15 protein-coding genes are annotated in these 16,852 nt (G+C 65.4%); 7 read left to right on the top strand and 8 right to left on the bottom strand.

The annotated features are described in order from the left end of the window. Window positions 1-27 precede the first annotated feature (27 nt). Entirely contained in the window at window positions 28-1,521 is a 1,494-nt protein-coding gene (putP, locus tag INQ40_RS05670) for a sodium/proline symporter PutP (protein ID WP_194342186.1), read from the bottom strand. A gap of 169 nt (window positions 1,522-1,690) precedes the next feature. Between putP and INQ40_RS05665 the strand changes: the two genes are divergently transcribed. Continuing rightward, on the top strand, window positions 1,691-2,005 hold the full coding sequence (locus tag INQ40_RS05665; protein WP_228076722.1) for a hypothetical protein: 315 nt from the start codon (window positions 1,691-1,693) through the stop codon (window positions 2,003-2,005). 348 nt (window positions 2,006-2,353) lie between these two features. Next, entirely contained in the window at window positions 2,354-2,749 is a 396-nt protein-coding gene (locus INQ40_RS13025) for a hypothetical protein (protein WP_255524298.1), read from the top strand. Window positions 2,750-2,752: 3 nt separating this feature from the next. Here INQ40_RS13025 and INQ40_RS05655 read toward each other — a convergent pair whose 3' ends face one another. From INQ40_RS05655 to INQ40_RS05635, 5 genes are read right to left on the bottom strand one after another with little or no spacing between them, the layout of a single operon-like run. Further along, window positions 2,753-3,037: a hypothetical protein gene (locus INQ40_RS05655; RefSeq protein ID WP_194342185.1), complete on the bottom strand. Its 285-nt coding sequence runs from the start codon at window positions 3,035-3,037 to the stop codon at window positions 2,753-2,755. A gap of 43 nt (window positions 3,038-3,080) precedes the next feature. Continuing rightward, a complete protein-coding gene (locus INQ40_RS05650) occupies window positions 3,081-4,511 on the bottom strand; it encodes a UdgX family uracil-DNA binding protein (RefSeq protein ID WP_194342184.1) in 1,431 nt (476 codons plus the stop codon). 11 nt (window positions 4,512-4,522) lie between these two features. Next, on the bottom strand, window positions 4,523-5,782 hold the full coding sequence (locus INQ40_RS05645; protein ID WP_194342183.1) for a putative DNA modification/repair radical SAM protein: 1,260 nt from the start codon (window positions 5,780-5,782) through the stop codon (window positions 4,523-4,525). A gap of 53 nt (window positions 5,783-5,835) precedes the next feature. Continuing rightward, complete coding sequence (locus INQ40_RS05640) at window positions 5,836-6,444, bottom strand: DUF6151 family protein (protein WP_194342182.1); 609 nt, start codon at window positions 6,442-6,444, stop codon at window positions 5,836-5,838. Between the two features lie 39 nt (window positions 6,445-6,483). Next, window positions 6,484-6,861, bottom strand: a complete 378-nt coding sequence (locus tag INQ40_RS05635) for a hypothetical protein (protein ID WP_194342181.1) — start codon at window positions 6,859-6,861, stop codon at window positions 6,484-6,486. A 124-nt stretch (window positions 6,862-6,985) separates the two neighbouring features. Between INQ40_RS05635 and INQ40_RS05630 the strand changes: the two genes are divergently transcribed. From INQ40_RS05630 to INQ40_RS05620, 3 genes are read left to right on the top strand one after another with little or no spacing between them, the layout of a single operon-like run. After that, on the top strand, window positions 6,986-7,792 hold the full coding sequence (locus tag INQ40_RS05630; protein ID WP_194342180.1) for an N-formylglutamate amidohydrolase: 807 nt from the start codon (window positions 6,986-6,988) through the stop codon (window positions 7,790-7,792). Continuing rightward, complete coding sequence (locus INQ40_RS05625; RefSeq protein WP_194342179.1) at window positions 7,789-9,693, top strand: tyrosine/phenylalanine carboxypeptidase domain-containing protein; 1,905 nt, start codon at window positions 7,789-7,791, stop codon at window positions 9,691-9,693. The genes INQ40_RS05630 and INQ40_RS05625 overlap by 4 nt, the downstream gene beginning before the upstream one ends. Beyond that, the gene (locus INQ40_RS05620; RefSeq protein ID WP_194342178.1) at window positions 9,687-10,739 is read left to right on the top strand and encodes a glutathione synthetase; all 1,053 of its coding nucleotides are present in this window, start codon (window positions 9,687-9,689) and stop codon (window positions 10,737-10,739) included. Before INQ40_RS05625 ends, INQ40_RS05620 begins: the two co-directional genes overlap by 7 nt. Before the next feature lie 195 nt (window positions 10,740-10,934). Here INQ40_RS05620 and INQ40_RS05615 read toward each other — a convergent pair whose 3' ends face one another. After that, entirely contained in the window at window positions 10,935-11,678 is a 744-nt protein-coding gene (locus INQ40_RS05615) for an outer membrane beta-barrel protein (protein ID WP_194342177.1), read from the bottom strand. 303 nt (window positions 11,679-11,981) lie between these two features. On the opposite strand from INQ40_RS05615, the gene INQ40_RS05610 reads away from it, so the two are divergent. Beyond that, window positions 11,982-12,758: a restriction endonuclease gene (locus tag INQ40_RS05610; protein ID WP_228482134.1), complete on the top strand. Its 777-nt coding sequence runs from the start codon at window positions 11,982-11,984 to the stop codon at window positions 12,756-12,758. 55 nt (window positions 12,759-12,813) lie between these two features. On the opposite strand, the gene INQ40_RS05605 is transcribed toward INQ40_RS05610, so the two are convergent. After that, window positions 12,814-13,560, bottom strand: a complete 747-nt coding sequence (locus INQ40_RS05605; RefSeq protein ID WP_228482133.1) for an OST-HTH/LOTUS domain-containing protein — start codon at window positions 13,558-13,560, stop codon at window positions 12,814-12,816. Window positions 13,561-13,744: 184 nt separating this feature from the next. Between INQ40_RS05605 and INQ40_RS05600 the strand changes: the two genes are divergently transcribed. Beyond that, window positions 13,745-16,837 carry a DUF3427 domain-containing protein gene (locus INQ40_RS05600; RefSeq protein WP_194342175.1) on the top strand — a complete coding sequence of 1,031 codons (3,093 nt, stop codon included), beginning with the start codon at window positions 13,745-13,747 and terminating at the stop codon, window positions 16,835-16,837. The last annotated feature ends 15 nt before the right edge of the window (window positions 16,838-16,852 follow it).

The raw sequence follows: 16,852 nt of genomic DNA, 5'->3' as shown, positions 1-16,852 counted from the left end.
TGACGGACTGGCGCCGCCGCACGGCCTTCAAACTCCGGGCAGCGCCCGGAACTCCTCCTGCCCCTGCGTGGCAAGGCTGACGAAGTAGATCGCGGCCCAGGCGGCGGCGAAGCCGGGGATGATTTCGTAGACGCCGGCTCCGCCCAGGAAGCTCACGTCCCAGCCCATCAGGATCCAGCCGATGACCGTGGCCGCACCGACCACCAGACCTGCGACAGCGCCCGTGCCAGTCATCCTGCGCCAGGTCAGCGAGAGCACGATCAGTGGGCCGAACGCGGCACCAAACCCGGCCCACGCGTGGCTGACCAGGTCCAGGATCTTGGAGTCGGGATCCCACGCCAGGAATGCGGCAACGACGCCCACCAGCATCACGCTGATGCGACCCACCAGCACCGTCTCCCGGTCGCCCGCGTCCTTGCGCAGGAACAGCCGGTAAAAATCCTCGGTCAACGAGGACGACGCGACCAGCAACTGGCTGGAAATCGTGCTCATCACCGCAGCCAGCAGCGCCGCAAACAGGAAGCCGGTCACCAGCGGGTGGAACAGCAGGTCAGCCAGCACGATGAATATCGTCTCCGGGTCATCCACAACAAGCCCGTTACGGAGTGCATACGCGCGCCCGAAAATGCCCAGGCTGATCGAGCCCAGCACTGAGATCGCCATCCACGACATGCCGATGTTACGCGCCCGCGGCACGTCCTTGACCGAGCGCAGCGCCATGAAGCGCACGATGATGTGTGGCTGGCCGAAGTAGCCGAGCCCCCAGGCGACCGCCGACAGGAAACCGATGACCGACAGCCCGGAGAACCACGACAGGTACTCCGGGCCCAGCACGGCCAGGGTCTCGCGCGCCTGCGACAGTCCGCCGCCGCCGGGCCCCAGCAGCACCACCACGGGCATGATGATCAGGGCCAGCATCATGATCACGCCCTGCACGAAATCGGTCAGGCTCACCGCCAGAAAACCGCCGATGACGGTATAGGCCAGCACCACGCCCAGGGTCAGCGACACGCCCACGGCGTAATCGCTCATCAGGTCGAACTGGATCACGGCGCTGAACGCGCTCTGGGCCAGCTTGCCGCCCGCCACCAGGCCAGAGGCGGTGTAGACGGAGAAGAAAACCACCACGATCAATGCCGAGACCACGCGCAAGGCCATGGCGCGGCTGGGGAATCGGTTGGATAGGAACTGCGGGATCGTCAGGCTGTTGTCGTAACGCTCGGTCTGCTCACGCAGCCGGGGCGCGACCACGATCCAGTTCACCAACGCGCCAAGCGTCAGGCCGATGCCGATCCAGGCCGACACCAGCCCGCTGAGATAGAGCGCGCCCGGCAGGCCGAGCAGCAACCAGCCGCTCATGTCGGACGCGCCCGCGGACAGCGCTGCAACGGCCGGCGAGAGCCTGCGCCCGCCCAGGGTGTACTCCTCGGAGGACGAGGTCGAATTGCGGTAGGCGTAGAAGCCGATCCCCAGCATCAACGCGAAATACAGCCCCAAACTGATCCAGACACCAATCGCCATAAAACCCCACTTTCCACTGCGGCGGGCAGGCGCCCGCAAACGCGTCAGTCAATCACATCGTCTGCGGCCGACGCAAACCCTCCCCTGCCCGAGCGATATCCATCCGCGTTCACCAGTGCCTAACCCTTGCCCGCCGACTCTGCCATTTCTTCCCTACAGGTGATTGGCCATGCCACAACCCATCGAACCGGGCTTCATGGTGTTCCTCGCCGACGGCCAGACGGCTGCCGGCGCCGTACGCGAAGTGCAGGACGCGGACCAGCTTCTGGTCAACATCGAGAACGGCGGCGACTTCGTCATCTCGGCTGATGCGGTGCGCGACGTCCACGAGGGCAAGGTGATCCTCCACCTCGATCGCCTGCCGGAGCAGATGCAGGAAGCGCTGCGGCATCTGCACGATGCGGAGTACCCGATCTACCGCGCCGAGGATCCCGCTCAGGGGACGCCCGAGGACCCCGCGGCAAAAGACGGCGACGACGAGTAAGCGCACGCCATCACGCAGTCCAGACCTCTTAGGTACGCAGGTTCCCATGCCCAGATCACGCTACGCCCTGCTCCCTGCACTGCTTGCCGGCCTGCTGACGCTGGTCGGCTGCGTGGCGGGCGGCGATGTCACCAGGCCCGTGCCCACCACCTTTGTCGCCGCGCCGCAGCCGGCGCATCGGCTGGTGGTGATGCTGCCCGGACGTGGTGACAGCCTGCAGGGGCTCACCGACGTCGGGATCGCCACAATCATCCAGCAAAGCTGGCCGGACGCCGATGTGCTGCTGACCGGGCTGCCAGGCGCAAGGGGTACGCACAGGTGTGGCTGGCCGGTGTATCGCTCGGTGGAATGGGCGCGCTGCTGTACGACAGTCAGTACCCCGGCCAGATCGATGGCCTCCTGCTGCTCTCGCCCTATCTGGGCGACGACGCGATCCACGAGCAGATCCGCCAGGCCGGCGGCCTCGCGGCGTGGCAGGCTGGCCCGCCGCAGGCAATCGGGGCCGATACCTTCCAGCGCGAGTTGTGGCGCGCCCTGCAAAGCTGGTCGCAGCGCCCCCAGCGCACCGGGTCGACGTGGATTGCCTACGGCGCCGACGAGCCCTTCCGCCAATCAATCGAACTGATGACGCCGCTGCTGCCAGCCGATCTCGTCGTCATGTTGCCCGGCAGGCACAACTGGACGCTCTGGAAGCCGGCGATGCGGGAACTGCTGGAGCGTGAGAAAGGGCTCAGGGAACTCTGATTCTCAATCGAACCTTTTGATTTCCGCCGAGGTCATGGATGCGGCCTTCTGCAGCATGCCCGCGTAAAGTTTCCGACCCGGCCCCGCGTCCCGGGCGGCCGCCTCCAGCCCGTCGACAAAGGCCGAGAGCAACTCACGCGCGTTGTACTGATGGCCAAGGTCTTCGACCGTGCTCGCCACTTGATTGCGCACATGCCAGTCGACATTGACGCCCGTCTCGGCCTGATTGGCGAGATCGATGAGCCTCAGAAAATGCGGGGTGATCAGCCCGACGACGGTGTTTTTCACTTGCTCAACCTGATGTGCGACCAGCGCAGAAGATAGCGCGACTTCAGCGAGGGGACTCAGAGCGTTCCGACGAGACGGCCAGCAGGTCCGCCACCAGCCCCCGGTAAGCGGATTCGCGCGCCGCTGGTGGCTGGCGAAGCACCCACGCCGGATGCACGGTGGCCATCGCGCGCACGCCGTCGCCCAGGGTGTGCCAACGGCCCCGCTCCTGCGTCAGCTTGAAGGCATTGCCGAACACCGCTGACGCAGCGGTCGCGCCGAGGCACACCACGGTGTCGGGACGCACGGTGGCCAGTTCCTGCTGGAGCCAGACGTGGCAGGCACGTACGTGGCCGGCGTCAGGCCGCTTGTGCAGCCGCACCTTGCCTCGCTGCTCGAAGCGGAAATGCTTGACCGCATTGGTCAGATACGCCGCCGCCCGGTCGATCCCGGCGTCGGTGAACGCCCGGTCCAGCAGCGCGCCGGCCGGGCCGACGAACGGTCGACCGGTCAGGTCCTCGGCGTCGCCGGGCTGCTCGCCAATGAACATCACGCGCGCGTCTTGCGGCCCCTCGCCCCACACCGTCTGAGTGGGCGGTTCCCACAGCGGGCAGCGACGGCACTCCGCTGCCTGTGCCCGCGCGGCCGCCAGGCTGCCCAGGTCGACCGAGGCCGGCGTCGGCGCCGCAGCCCGCGCGGGAATCTTGCGTCGCGGCTGCTGCGCCTCGCGCTCGGCCATGTCGCGCACCCGGCTGCCGGCCTCGCGCAGCAGCGATGGCAGCAGCGCCGCCTCGGGCAGACCCTTCCAGTATTTCTGCGGCATCTCCTGCCGCATCATCGTCGGGTTGAGCCGGGCCGGATTGAAGATGTTGGCGTAGTAGGTAAGCCACAGGTCTTCGCGCGCGTCCTCGGCGGGCGCGTCGGCACGTACCCCGCCCGGCCCGAAGTCCAGCGCCGCGCCGTCCCAGCGCACGCTGCGGTACGGGGTAAGAATCGCCCAGCGCATGCCGGCAAAGCGTTTGGCGAAAAACGGCGCGACCCGATCAAGGATCCAGTGGTCGGGCTCGAACCAGGCCACGTACGCCTCCTCGCCCTCGCGGATCTGGCGGAAGCGCACGAACGCCTTCATCTTGTGGGTGTCGCGCCGGACCTCGGCTGCCAGCGCCGAGGCCGCCACGACGTCGGGGTCGGTGGCGCGCTCCAACAGGCGGCGTTCGCCCTTGACGATGCGCCACAGCAACCGGTACAGCAGGCCGTGTCGATTGGGGTCGCGGTGGCACAGCACCGCACTCGCCAGCTCGATGAACCGGCCGGGCACGACCAGGCCCGTGCCGGCTTCCGGCGCATCCGGCAGCGGCGCACCCAACGCCAGCCCCTGCTGCGCGTCGCCGTCCCATTGCAGATCTTCGGGCGGTACGCCCGCGGCGAGCGCGGCCCGTGCCCGTCCCCGCCATGCGTCCAGACTCCAGCCCGGCTCCACCTGTGTGCGAACCATGCCCGCGCCGCTCAGCCGAACAGGCCGGCCTGCACAGGCGGAGGCGCGAGCCGTGCACGCAGCCGCACGGGGTCATCCAGTTGCCGGCCCGGATGGTGATCCAGCAACTGCACAAACGGCATCAATTTGGTGATGGGCGCACGCAGCCGCGCCAGATCGGCGACGCGCAGGCCGCCGCTGCGGCGCGACTGGACGATCCGGCCCACGTTGCGCGTGCCCAGCCCTGGCACGCGCAGCAGCATTTCGCGCGGCGCGTGGTTGATGTCCACCGGGAACTGCTCCGGGTGGCGCAGCGCCCATGCCAGCTTGGGGTCGATGTCCAGATCGAGCATGCCGTTGCCGGCCCCAGTCGTGCTGTCCGGCGGCGCGATCTCGTCGACGTCGAAGCCATAGAAGCGCAGCAGCCAGTCGGCCTGATACAGGCGGTGCTCGCGCGCCAGCGGCGGTGCCACCAGCGGCAGCCGCGACGACGCATCGGGGATCGGACTGAAGGCCGAGTAGTACACCCGCCGCAGCTGGTAGTTGCCGTACAGATTGGCACTGGACTGCAGCACGCTGCGGTCATTGGCGTCGTCGGCGCCGATGATCATCTGGGTGCTCTGACCGGCCGGGGCGAACCGCGGCGGCTTGGCCGAACCGCGCCGCACCGCCTTGCGCGCCGCCTTGCCCTCCTCGATCCGCCAACGCACCTCGCCCATCGCGCCGCGGATCTTGCCCAGGTTCTTCTCCGGTGCCAGCGCGTCCAGCCCGGCCTGGGTCGGCAACTCGACGTTGATGCTGAGCCGGTCCGCGTAGCGACCGGCCGCCGCGAGCAGCTCGGGCGCCGCGTCGGGGATGGTCTTGAGGTGGATGTAGCCGCCGAAACGGTGGTCCTCGCGCAGGCTGCGGGCGACCTCCACCAGTTGCTCCATGGTGTAGTCGCCGCTGCGGATGATGCCGCTGGAGAGGAACAGGCCTTCGATGTAATTGCGCTTGTAGAAATCCAGCGTCAGCCGCACCACCTCGTCGGTGGTGAAGCGTGCGCGCCGCACATTGCTGGACACGCGGTTGACGCAGTACACGCAGTCGAAGACGCAGAAGTTGGTCAGCAGGATCTTCAGCAGCGACACGCAGCGCCCGTCCGGCGTGTAGGAATGGCAGATTCCCATGCCACCGGTGCTGCCCACGCCGCCGGTCTTGGACGAATCCCGCTTGGCCGCCCCGCTGGACGCGCAGGACGCGTCGTATTTGGCCGCATCGGCCAGCACGGCAAGTTTCTCGGTGACGTTCATCGCGCCACGTTCGCCGGTACCGGTCTCAGCACGTGAGACGGGCCGTGAACAGTTCAGCCTGGATCCGCTGAAGCGTCCCCGTGCTCCAGCGCTTGCCGTTGCTCACGGCTGATCACCTCCGGCGCGCGCAGAGGCTGCCCGTCGCGATCGAAGAACGGCGACGCGCGTTCACCGCGCAGGCGGGCGCCGACTATGCCGGCCAGTATCCGCAGCCCGCCCCACGCAAACGCCAGTGGCGTGGCGCGCACCGGGGCCGTGGCGGATGCGGTGTTGATCAGGCACCGCCCGGCCGGACCCACCGCCGCATCAAGTTGCTGTGGAGCGGCATCGATGCAGCTCGTCACCAGTCCCAGATACGGCAGCCGCGCATTACGCGAGGTATTGCCCAACGGCGTGCGGCAGCACCCGGCGTACCAGCGCAGCGTGCCCTTGGGGCTGAGCGACATGCAGGCCACATGCTCGACGCCCGCTGTCAGCCGCACCGTGGCCGGTGCCGTGGCCACGACCTCGGTGCCGCCCGCCTCATCCAACACACCGGGCACCCCGAGAAACCGCGCGTACGCCCGGCAGTCCTTGCAGTAGCAGCTGGCCCGGACAAATGCGCGCCGGGGCTGCATTTCGCCACGGACTGCGCCGCAGCGGCATTTCAGTGGCAGTGTCATGGCGTCCTCACAGGTCCGGGTGGGATCGGTGTTGGCGAGCTAGCGGATTGGAACCAGCCGGTGCGCCGCGGCCTCGCACACCACCAGCACGCCGTCGCCGGACGGCGCGCCGACCGCCTGCACGCGCATCCCGACGATCAATGCCGCCACATCAACGGGCTCCGCCTTGCACAGGTTCCAGCGCGCCGGCAGCTCGACGGCCGTACGCCCGCGGCCGTCAGCATCCACCCGCACGACCGCATTTCCGTCGTAGGCCCAGGGGTCGGTGTCGATGGAAACAATCGGTCCGACGATCGTCATCGCACCGTCGGCCGGCGGTTCGGCGCCGGTGGCGTCAGCGTCCGCCGGCGTGGTGCTGCAGGCGGCCGCGAGTGCTACCGAGCAGGCAAGCAGGACTTGGATCGAAGTGGTTCGCATGGGCGGTCCTGATGATCGGGTGGGCGACGACCGAGTGTAATTCGCGGCCATGTGATTGCAGCACGACGAGCGCGCCCGTCCGCCATACACGCCTTGGCCACGCAGCCTCGGCCAAGGTGCGTCCATGGAAAAATTCGAACAGCCCACCCCGCCCTGGTGGATCGTCCAACGCGGCGACGATCCGATCATCGCCACCGCGATCCACGACGGCCACGGCCTCGGCGCGCAGGCCGCCGCAGCGATGGCGCTCGACGACGCTGGCCGCCTTCGCGAGGAAGACCCACACACCGGGCAGGCGATCCTCGACATCCCCACCCACGTCATTGCGATGCGGTCACGCTTCGAGGCCGACCTCAACCGCGGCCTCGACCAGGCCGTGTACCTGGACCCGAGCCAGTCGTGGGGGCTGAAGGTCTGGCAGACACCGCCGGAAGGTGAGCTGCTGCACGGGATGCAGGAGTATCACCGCAGCTTCTACCGGATGATGGGCGAGCTGCTGGACAGCGTGGTTGCCCGCCACGGGCGCTTCGTGCTGCTGGACGTGCACAGCTACAACCACCGCCGCGACGGCGCCGACGCTCCGCCGACGGCGCAGGAGGATGCGCCGGACGTGAACATCGGCACCTTCTCGATGCCGCGCGACCGCTGGGCGTTCCTGCTCGAGCCGCTGATGCAGTCCATGGGCGAGTTCGACTTCAACCAGCGCCGGCTGGACGTGCGCGAGAACATCGCCTTCCAGGGCAAGGGTGAACTTGCGCGCTTCGTGCACGAACGCTACCCGGAAACGGGCTGCGCGATCGCGCTGGAATTCAAGAAGTTCTACATGGACGAGTGGATCGGCCGCCCCTATCCGGACGAGCTCGCGGCGATGCGTGCGTTCATCAACCACACCGCCGCGCACGCGCGCGCCTTGCTGGCGGGTGCGGCTTGACCGACAACGAGCCGGTGCAGCAGCCGCCCTCACCGGACCTGGGTGGCGAGCACGCCCATCGCCGCAAGCTGGATGGCGGCGGCCGGGTGCACATCGACCGGCCCCTGCCCTTCCTGATCCTGGCCGGACATCCGGACGAGCCCTTCAGCCTGGCCCGACGCGTCGCCTCCATCAGCGCGGCCAGCGTGATCTGGCCCCAGGCCGGCGGCGAACTGGCGGCGTCCGGCGCAGCCGCGGAAGTGACCCTGCTGCTGGACCATCTCGCCGATGCGTATCCCAAATTCCTGGTGATCGTGCTGCACGACCTGCCGCGCGATCTGAGCCTGCACGAGGAAAGCCCGCGGCTGGAACCGTTCGAGTTCGTGCTGGCCGCCAGCGCGGATCCCGCCGCGCAGGACGTCGTCGACACGCTGCATTCCGCGCTGTCGGAGCTGGAAATCGACCTGCGCGTGCCCGAGTTCCGCACGCAGCACCTGCCGCCCTTGCCGCCCGCGCTGGCCGAGGCGCTGGACGGACGCGACGGGATTTCCGTGCTGTCGCTGGGCATCCCGCAGATCCACCGCATTCCCGGCGACCCGCGTCGCATCTATCCGCAGATCTACCACCAGGTCGAGAGCGCGATCCACGACGCCCTGCTGCAGGCGGCCGCCCACTTCATCGAGCTGGCCGAGCACGAGGACGACGCGGACAGACAACGCCCGCACCACCGCTCGCTCGGTCGCAGGCGCTTCGTCAAAGCGGCAAAGCGTGCCGACGAGGCGCTGGCCAACATCAGCGCATCGTTCGACTTCCTGCTCGGCATCTCGCCGATCAACACCGTGGAAGCGTTCGAGGCCTTCGAAGCAGGCAAGCGAAGCACGCCGCCGGATTTCCACTACCGTCCGCTGCCGATCAGTCCCGACATCGTCAAGCGTCGCCTCTACGACATCGAGCTGCGCGCGGTCGAGGACCCGGTGATCGAGGAGCTGTTCAACGAGAAGCGACTGGAGCTGGACCAGCAGCTGATGATGCTGCAACGGCGCAACACCCCCGCGTTCCGCCATGTGTCGCTGATCCAGTACGGCGGTGTGGAGCCGGAACTGCTGGAGGTCGCCAACAGGCTGCTGGAGGCGTTCGCGCCCGGCAGCGAGGGCAGCCGGGATTACGTCGATGCCGATGGCGTCCAGGCCGCCGCCGAGCAGATCCTCGCGCGCTACACCCGGCGCACCCCGGCGTTCGCCATCGCGGAGACCTGCCTACGCGCAGACACCGGTCCCGGACTGATGGTGTCCGGGCGTTCGCTGCTGATCTCCACCGCCACCCGCGTGCCGAGCGCGCGGGTGGACCCCCTGCTGCAGCACGAGATCAGCGTGCATGTGCTCACCTACATCAACGGCAGCCAGCAGGGGCTGGGCATTTTCGGCGCCGGGCTGGCCGGCTACGAAGGCCTGCAGGAGGGGCTGGGCGTGTTTGCCGAGTTCATCGTCGGTGGCCTGACCGTGGCGCGTCTGCGCCTGCTCGCCGCCCGCGTGCTGGTGGTCCACGCGATGCTAGAAGGCGCCGACTTCATTGCCTGCCATCGCCTGCTGCAGGCCGAGCACGGCTTCTCCAGCCGGGGCGCCTTCAACATCGTCGCGCGCATCTTCCGCTCCGGCGGCCTGACCAAGGACGCGATTTACCTGCGCGGTTTCCGACAGGTGTTGCGACGTGTCGCCGTTGGCCTGTCCCTGGACCCGCTGTGGTACGGGAAGATCGCCGAACACCACGTGCCGGTGGTGGAGGAACTGGAGGCGCGCGGCATGTTGCGCCCGCCCGTGGTCACCCCCGAATTCCTCGACCGTCCCGACGCGCAGGCCCGATTGGCGCGCCTGCGCGAAGGACACTCTTTCATTGACCTGCTAAAGGAACCATCCCCGTGCTGATTGCCTTCTACGTAAACTCGATCGAAGACGAATACCCGCGCTACACCACCACCGTGCTGGCGCATGAGGCATCGCGACGCGGCCACGAGGTCTGCTACATCACCCCCGGCGATTTCGTCCTCAGCCCGGAAGACACCCTGCAGGTGCACGCGCGCAGGATCCCCGCCGGCAAGGGCAAGACGCGCAGCCGCGAGGAGTTCTTCAAGGCGCTCAAGAGTGCCGGCAAGAAGAGCACCCTGATCAACATCGACGAGCTCGACGTGCTGATGATGCGCAGCGACCCGTCCAACGACGCGGTCGATCGCCCCTGGGCGGAAAAGATCGGCATCCAGTTCGGCCAGCGCGCCGCCCATGCCGGCGTGCTGGTGCTGAACGACCCGGACACGCTGACGCAGGCAATCAACAAGCTGTACTTCCAGTCGTTCCCGCGCGAGGTCCGCGCCAAGACCCTGATCTGCCGCAACACCAACGACATCAAAGCCTTCGCCAAGGCCAACGGCGGCAAGGTCGTGCTCAAGCCCCTGCAGGGCTCCGGCGGCCAGGGCGTGTTCGTGCTCGATGCCAAGTCAGCCGGCAACCTCAACCAGATGGTCGAGGCGATCGAGCGCGACGGCTACATCATTGCCCAGACCGTGGTGCCCGAAGCCGACAAGGGCGACATCCGCATGTTCATGATGAACGGCTACCCGCTGCAGATTGATGGCAAGTACGCGGCGATGCGGCGGGTCGGCGCCGAGGACGACGTGCGGAGCAACATCCACGCCGGCGGCACCGCCAAGGCGGTCAAGATCACCGACCGCGAACTGCGCCTGGCCGAGCTGATCCGCCCCAAGCTGCAGGCCGACGGCATGTTCCTGGTGGGCATCGACATCATCGGCGACACCATCCTGGAAGTGAACGTGTTCTCCCCCGGCAACCTGCTCAGTTGCAGCGACATGAGCGGCGTCAACTTCGCCGCGAAAATCATCGGCTCGATCGAACGCAAGCTGGAGATCCGCGACGAGTACCCGGGGCACTTCACCAATGCGGCGTTGGCGGTGATGTAGGCCCGTGGGCTGCACCGAAAGCCGATACTGCGGACCAGGATCGGGGGCTTACGTCGCGAGCCGCTTGATCGGTTGATGTTCTCCCGGCCGGGGCTCCTAGCGTCTGCGGCGGCCGATAAAAGCGAAACGCGCCGATAGGCGCGCTTCGTTAACCACTTGTTGCTCAGCGCAGGCCGGCAGGACCATCCTTGCCCATTAGAACCGGACTTCGGCACCGAGCATCAGCAGGTCCGCCCGGCTGGCGTCGTAGTAAAACTCGTTGTCGCTCCAATAGTGGTCGTTGAAGTACACGTGGTTGGTGTAGACCAAGCTCATGTTGAAATGCCGATTGAAGTCGACACCGACACCCAGGCCAAAATAGCCACCGTCAACGGTGTCATCAAACGCGCCGATATCGGCCGCCCAGTAGCCCGCGCGGACCAAGCCGTAGAGTGGATTGTCGCGGCCGAAGTTGAAGCGTGCGTTTACGCCGACGCTCGAGTAATCGACCTTGCCGTAGCGGAAACCGTCGTCCTCTGCGTCGTCCAGCCGCCCCGCGGCCAGTTCGATGCCTACCAACGACACCGCACCCGCCTGCCATCGGTAGCCTGCGTTCACCGCGCGCGCGGACTGGTCGACATCGTCGTACACCCATCCCTTGCCGCCCTGCACGCCCACGAAGAACCCACCGCGGTTTTCCTCATCCAGCATGGGTACCTGAGCAGCCGCAGCGTACGGCTGTTCAACCGCGCCGACGGACTGAGACTGCGTAACCGACTGCGGTGCAACTTCAGTCGCAGGCGCCGGTGTCGTCGCCACGCGCTTGGCGGGATCCTTTTCGCCATCCGGCGCAGGCTGCCAAACCGCGAGCGGCTTGGACTGTGCATTGGCTGCGGCAGATGCCAAGGCAACGCTCGCGAAGACGGCCGCCATGGCCGCGGTCACTATGGTGTTCTTCATGTTTTCCCCTGTTTGAAATCGATCGATCGCGCACATCAGCGCGGTCGTTTTGGTTGTTTGCCGCTACTGGTAGCGGCTGCATCCGAATTGGAGCATCGGCCGACCCTGTAAAAACTTGAGCCGTAAAGCTCAAATCGACGAGCGATTCTCCGGTTTTTCCTGGGCACTGATCAGTGACGAGATCGCAGCCAACCTCATCGGCGGCGATGTTGAAATCAGCGCTACCATCCCCCGACACAGGGAGGGGTTATGGGACGTCGGAGAAAAAGCGGCCTGGACGAGGTCGCGTCGTGGCCGTGGCAAATGGGGATTCTGGCCGGCATCGTCGCCTTCCTGCTCATCCGCTACGGAATCGGGGCATGGCTCTCGGCGGCCGGCGGTCCGTTGCTGGGACCCGTCGGGCAGCAGATCGGCAGCATCACCGCGCCCTTCGCATGGATCGTGATGTTCGCCTGCTGGCTGGCAGCGGCGGTGTCTTGGGCCAATGCGAGGAAGCGACGCAGCCTGCATGACACCCGCCGCGACCTCGACAGCCTGGCGGACATCTCCTGGCGCGAGTTCGAGATGCTGGTGGGCGAGTCGTTTCGCCGACAGGGCTACGACGTGCTTGAGACCGGCCTGGGTGGCAAGGACGGCGGCATCGACCTGATCGTGAGCAAAGGTGGACGTCGCGAACTGGTCCAGTGCAAACAGTGGAAGCGCCGCCAGGTCGGTGTCGCAACCGTCCGCGAAATGTGGGGCCTTGTCGACCACCATCGCGCAGATGCGGTGCACATCGTCAGCGTCGGGGATTTCACCGCCGATGCGGCGCGCTTTACCAGCGGCAAGCCTATCCATCTGATTACCGGACGCGAACTACTCGACCGGATCCGGGCCGCGCAGACGGGCGTTGGTCGGGCTCCGGCAGCCGCACCCCTGCAGCCACAGGGACCCGAACATGCGGGTCCCGCTGAAGCCCCTCCCCTCTGCCCTGTCTGCGCCGGAGCGATGCTCCAACGCCATAACCGACGCTCGGGTGAAACCTTCTGGGGCTGCGCGCGATATCCGCAGTGCAAAGGCACCAAACCAGCCGCCTTCTGACCCACCTATCGATTGCACACCGCACGGAGACTTACGTCGAAGTTAGCTCGTGGATTTAAAGCTCCCGATACCATGCGCCGGGATGACCGCGTTCCGGCAGATAGCGTATCTCAAACTGCCGAGCTTCGTGAATCACCTGGCGCCACCGAGTGCATCCATACTTCTTTGGCGTCTGCGCTGGCTCGTGTTCGGTGATCCAACTTGCCGCCTTATCGACACGGGTCCAGCCGTCAACGGCGAGATTGCGACAGGCGCGCCTGAGTGCATATACAACGCCTGCGGTGGGCCAATGCACTGTTCCATCAGGACCTACCCCATTCACGATCAACTCTAGAACGACCGGATCACTTAGTAGCGCAGCACTCGATTGACGCGTCTTCTCCATCTCCTCAGCCCAATCGCGCAACTCGTTAGCGCCCAAGTCAATTTGCTCGTATGCGGCAACCAGCGCGGCCACGGCTTCATCGCAGCCATGCACCGTCCAGAGATCGTGCTGCTCAAGAAAATGATGCACCAGCAGGTTGCGCAGCTCGACAAGCTCAGAAAATCGCCTCTGCGTCGCCTCGTATGACTCTGGGGGCAAGCTCCTGGTTACCCGGAAAGTGAACGAGTTCCCGTGGTCGCTTTTTGCGGGCTGGGGATCCAGATAATCGTCGCCGTCCCGAAGAACATAAGTACCGAACATCCGCCCCACCAACTGACCCAAGGTCTTGCCAGAAGTGGCGGCGACCTGCGCCTCGAGGCTTCCGTTGGGCGAACTAGCCGACACGGACAAGCAGTGGCTGGCCACAATGCCTTTCATCAACCGCTCGTATTGCTGTAGCCGAAGTAGGCACCGACCCAGCAGGCGCTGCACATCCAGCTGCAACGGACGGACGTCATCGGAAACAGGGCGTTGCATGCTCAATGTTCGACCACGGAAATAGCGTCATCGGAAAGGAATCTTAGACGAGAGCAAATCGCTCCGCCGGTGCTAGCCTGGCGCAATGACAAAACTCCAGCGCGGTCTCTACGAGCGACTCGTTACCAACGCATTGGAAGCGCAGCTTGAAGCGCTTGACGCGAAGCATCAGGCCGTACGGGCGCAGCTGCACGACGAAGAGGCGGCCGACCGCATTGCACTTCATCTAGGAACGCTCGTACGACGCGTGGTCGCGGGGCTGACCGGTAAACAGCGCACTGAGGTCGGCCTGGAACTGGCTCGGCAAATCGTCGGTCTGCTCAACAATGTCGGCAAGGGTGCAGACATGACTGATGCGCCCTCCCCCGCAGGCGACATGCTGCAGGCGATTGCCGCGCTACGCCTCGATGGGACACCGGAGCCCTTGCCACTGCCGGCCACCCCGCTGCTGGACACCACACTCCTGACGAACGCACCCGGCGAGCCGCGAATCGGATTCCAGCTTCAATCCGAGATCCCGTCAGCTGACCGCATTGACATCCTGATGGCTTTCGTACGGCGATCAGGCATCCAGCCGCTGCTTGAGCTGCTACGACGACACAAGGACGCCACTCGGCCTTTGCGACTTCTGACCACGACCTACACCAACTCGACTGAGCTGAGCGCTCTGCAAGCACTGCGTGACCTTGGCGCAGACATCCGCGTTTCGTATGACACGACCAGCACTCGGCTGCATGCCAAGGCGTGGCTATTCCACCGCGCTTCGGGCTACTCGACGGCTTATATCGGATCCTCCAACTTGACCTTTTCGGCACAGATCACGGGGCTGGAGTGGAACGTTCGCGTGTCAGGTGCTCGCAATCCGGACGTGATCGACAAATTCTCGGCCGTATTCGAGAGCTATTGGAATAATGAAGACTTCCGACCGTTCGATGAGGACGAGTATCGAGAGTTGACACAGGCAGCCACGAGCGGCCCGCGCATCTACCTCAGCCCGGTGGAGATACGCCCGGAGCCCTTCCAGTCTCGACTGCTTGAGCAAATTGAGCTGGCTCGGCTGCAAGGCCGCCATCGCAATCTATTGGTCTCAGCCACTGGAACCGGCAAGACCGTCATGGCCGCGCTCGACTACAAGCGGCTAAAGGATCGGTTACCGCGAGCACGCCTGCTTTTCATTGCCCATCGCAGGGAAATCCTCGAGCAGAGTCTGGCGACCTTTCGCCACGCGCTGAGAGATGCGGCGTTCGGCGAGCTGTGGGTAGGAGGCAACCGTCCGACCCACTTCGAGCACGTGTTCGCCTCGGTGCAAAGTCTTAGCGCCGTTGGGCTCAGCAATATCCAGCCCGATCACTTCGACGTGGTGATCATCGACGAATTCCATCATGCCGCGGCGCCCACGTACACGGCCCTCCTCGATCATCTCTGTCCTATCGAGCTATTGGGTCTCACCGCGACGCCAGAACGCGGCGATGAGGAGCCGATCCTGCATTGGTTCGACGACCGAATCGCCGCCGAACTGCGATTGTGGGATGCCATCGACCAACACCGACTATGCCCCTTCGCCTACTACGGGATCAGCGACGGCCTTGACTACCGAGGCGTGAGCTGGCGACGCGGTCGTGGCTACGACCCCCGAGAGCTAAGCAACTTGGTTACAGGCGATCACGTGCTCGCCCGGTTGATCATCGCCAACACGATAAAGACCGCGCCCAACCCCGATTCGATGCGCGCTCTCGGTTTTTGCGTTTCCGTCGCGCATGCGCAATTTATGGCCGAGCAGTTCAATACTGCCGGGGTCGCGGCCGTCGCAGTGTGGGCAGACACACCTGAAGAGCAACGCCGAAGCGCGCTACAATCGCTCGCCGCGGGTGTGCTGCGTATCGTATTTTCCGTCGATCTTTTCAACGAGGGAGTTGATGTTCCGTCGGTCGACACACTTTTGCTTTTAAGGCCGACCGACAGCCCGACCGTATTTCTGCAGCAGCTTGGCCGTGGACTGCGCCGGACCACGGGCAAATCGGTGTGCACTGTCCTCGACTTCGTTGGCCGGCATCGCAAGGAGTTCAAGTTTCACCGGCGGTTGGGCGCTTTGCTCGGCGGCACTCGCAAACAACTCGAGAAGCAGGTCGCGAGTGGCTTCCCGTTTCTTCCCAGCGGGTGTCACATGCAACTCGATGCGGTGGCCAAAGACGCCGTGTTGGAGAACATTCGGCAGAGCCTACCGTCAACATGGCCCGCCAAGGCGCGCGAGCTGACACGCGTGGCAGAGAATACCTCGGACCTCACGCTCCAACGCTTCCTGGAGGAGTCAGGGCTTGAGCTGGAGGAGGTCTATTCCGACTCTCATTGCTGGTCGGACTTGCTAGAGGCGGGCGGATTGCCGACGTTGCCAGAAGGGCCGCACGAGCGAGTGCTGCGGCGAGCGTTAGGGCGGCTGCTCCATCTCGACGACCAGGTACGCATCGCGCACTACAGCGGTTGGGCCCAAGCAGCTGACCCGCCGGCGCTAGACGAGATGGACCTATATACCCGTCGACTGTTTCACATGTTGGCAACGGTGCTCACCGAGACGGCGCCTGTTGAAGTCGATGAAACGCTGATCGGCGCAGCATCGTTGATCTGGGAACACCCCCAAGTGCTCGCCGAACTCGATCAGTTGATGGAGGTCATCTCGCAGCGCATTGACCACGTGCAAGCCATGCTTGAAAGCCATCCCGCTAGCCCATTGCTCGTCCATGCGCGTTATACCCGGCGAGAGATCCTCGCTGCGTTCGGTGATGGCGTGACGCTGAAGGTGCCGGTGTGGCGCGAAGGTGTGCGCGCATTGCCAGAGGCGAAGGTGGACTTGCTCGCGTTCACTCTCGACAAGACGAACGGTCACTTCTCACCTACCACCAGATATCGGGATTACGCGATCAGCCCTGATCTGATTCATTGGGAAAGTCAGTCCGGTACCCACCCCGAAAGTGATACCGGTCAGCGCTACCAACGTCACGGAGCGATGGGAAGCACAGTGCTTCAGTTTGCTCGCCTCACCACGGACGACCGCGCGTTCTGGCTGATTGGTCCGGCCACCTACGTCTCGCATGAGGGCGAAAGGCCAATGGCCATCACGTGGCGACTCTCACACCCGCTACCTGGCGACCTGCACGCGCGATTTGCCGCAGCGGTGGCGTAGGACGTCTAATGGCCG

Source organism: Lysobacter sp. H21R4, from assembly GCF_015277535.1.
GTDB lineage: Bacteria > Pseudomonadota > Gammaproteobacteria > Xanthomonadales > Xanthomonadaceae > Novilysobacter > Novilysobacter ciconiae.
This window is presented reverse-complemented; position numbering and strand designations above follow the sequence as displayed.